General features: G+C 71.8%; 2 pseudogenes. Both read left to right on the forward strand.

From position 1 onward, the window contains the following. Window positions 1-240, forward strand: a pseudogene (locus AC5LUJ_RS18575) (hypothetical protein); the annotation flags it as partial. A 122-nt stretch (window positions 241-362) separates the two neighbouring features. Beyond that, window positions 363-1710: pseudogene (locus AC5LUJ_RS18580) on the forward strand (IS1380 family transposase); the annotation flags it as partial.

Here is a 1710-nt window from a genome sequence, read left to right on the forward strand (position 1 = left end):
GGGTTAACCTGTTCTTCCGCACTGGCCCGATGGTTGCGGCGCGAGAACGCCGACCTCGAGCGGAAACTCACCGCGGTCAGCGCCGACCTCGCCCAGGAACGCGCCACCGCCGCGACCTTGCGCCGGCTCGTCGTCGAGCTGTCCCTCGAACTGAACCAAACACATGAGCAGAGACTCGGCCAGGCGAACGTCGTGCGCCTGGCGTCGCAAGACGGTCCGCATTCCACCAGCCCCAGCTAAGCCTGGATGCACCGTCGTATATGCCTGTCTGGCGTCCGGTTTGAACGCGAAAGTGCCCTCCGAGCTGGGAGGATGGGAGTTCTCTACGCTTCCGTCCACCCGATCGAGAGGGCACTTCGCACGTGCGATTGTTGCATGCGGCCTCGAGAACCCACGCGCGGTTCGACGACCCTGACCTGATCGCCTGCGCGGGACTTGTCCCGGTGATGCGGCTGGGTGAACGCGTCGGCCTGCCCGAGCTGGTCACCGAGCACCTGCGACCGGTCGACCCCAGGGGCGTCAACGCCCCGGCGAAGGTGGGGTGCCTGGTCGCCGGCATGCTCGCCGGCGCCGACTCCGTCGAGGACATGGAGGTGCTCCGCCACGGCGCGGTGGGCGAGCTGTTCGGCGGGGTCCGCGCCCCCTCGACCCTCGGGACGTTCCTGCGGGCGTTGGACTGGGGCAATGTCCGCCAACTCGACAAGGTCAACCGGCTGCTGCTGGCCGCCCTCGCCGCGCACGCCCCGCTGCTGCCCGGCGCCGACACGCTGGCCTTCCTGGACGTCGACTCCACCCAGCGGCGGGTCTACGGCCCGGCCAAACAAGGCGCCGCGTTCGGTCACACCAAAATCGCCGGGAAGTCGCTGCTGGTCCGCGGACTGAACGCCCTGGTCGCCACCGTGTCGACCCCGCACGCCGCCCCGGTCGTGGCCGGCACCAGGCTGCGCGGCGGGAACGCCGGCTCCGCCCGCGGCGCGGCCTCGTTCGTCACCGAAGCCGTCACCGCCGCCCGGCAGGCCGGCTGCTGCGGCACCCTGGTCGTCCGCGCCGACTCCGCCTACTACACCGGGGCGTTCGTGGCAGCCTGCCGCCGAAACGGCGCCCGCTTCTCGGTCACCACCCCGGTCAACCGCAAAATCCGCCGGACGCTCGCCGCGGTCCCGGACAGCGCCTGGACCCCGATCCGCTACCCCCGTGCCGTCTGGGACGAGACCAACCAGGCGTGGGTGTCCGACGCCGAGATCGCCGAAGTCCCCTACACCGCCTTCGCCGGCAGCGCGCAGCACACCGACGGCCGGCTGCTGGTCCGCCGGGTCAAGGACCTCAACCCGAAAGCCGCCGCCGGCCAGGACGAACTGTTCCCCGTCTGGCGCTACCACACCGTGTTCACCGACAGCCCGTTCGTCCTGGCCCAGGCCGAAGCCCAGCACCGCGACCACGCCGTCATCGAGCAGGTCCTCGCCGACCTCGTCGACGGACCACTGGCCCACCTGCCCTCCGGCCGGTTCACCGCCAACGCCGCCTGGCTCGCGCTGTCCGCGCTCACGCACAACCTGCTGCGCGCCGCCGGCACCCTGGGGCCTCACGCTTCCACGCCCGCGCCCGCGGCGCCACCCTGCGCGCCCACCTCGTCAACGTCCCCGCCCGCCTCGCCCGCGGGCAGGTCACCCTCCACCTCCCGCAAGACTGGCACGCCGAACACACCTGGCA

The organism is Protofrankia sp. CiP1_Cm_nod3, from assembly GCF_982290655.1.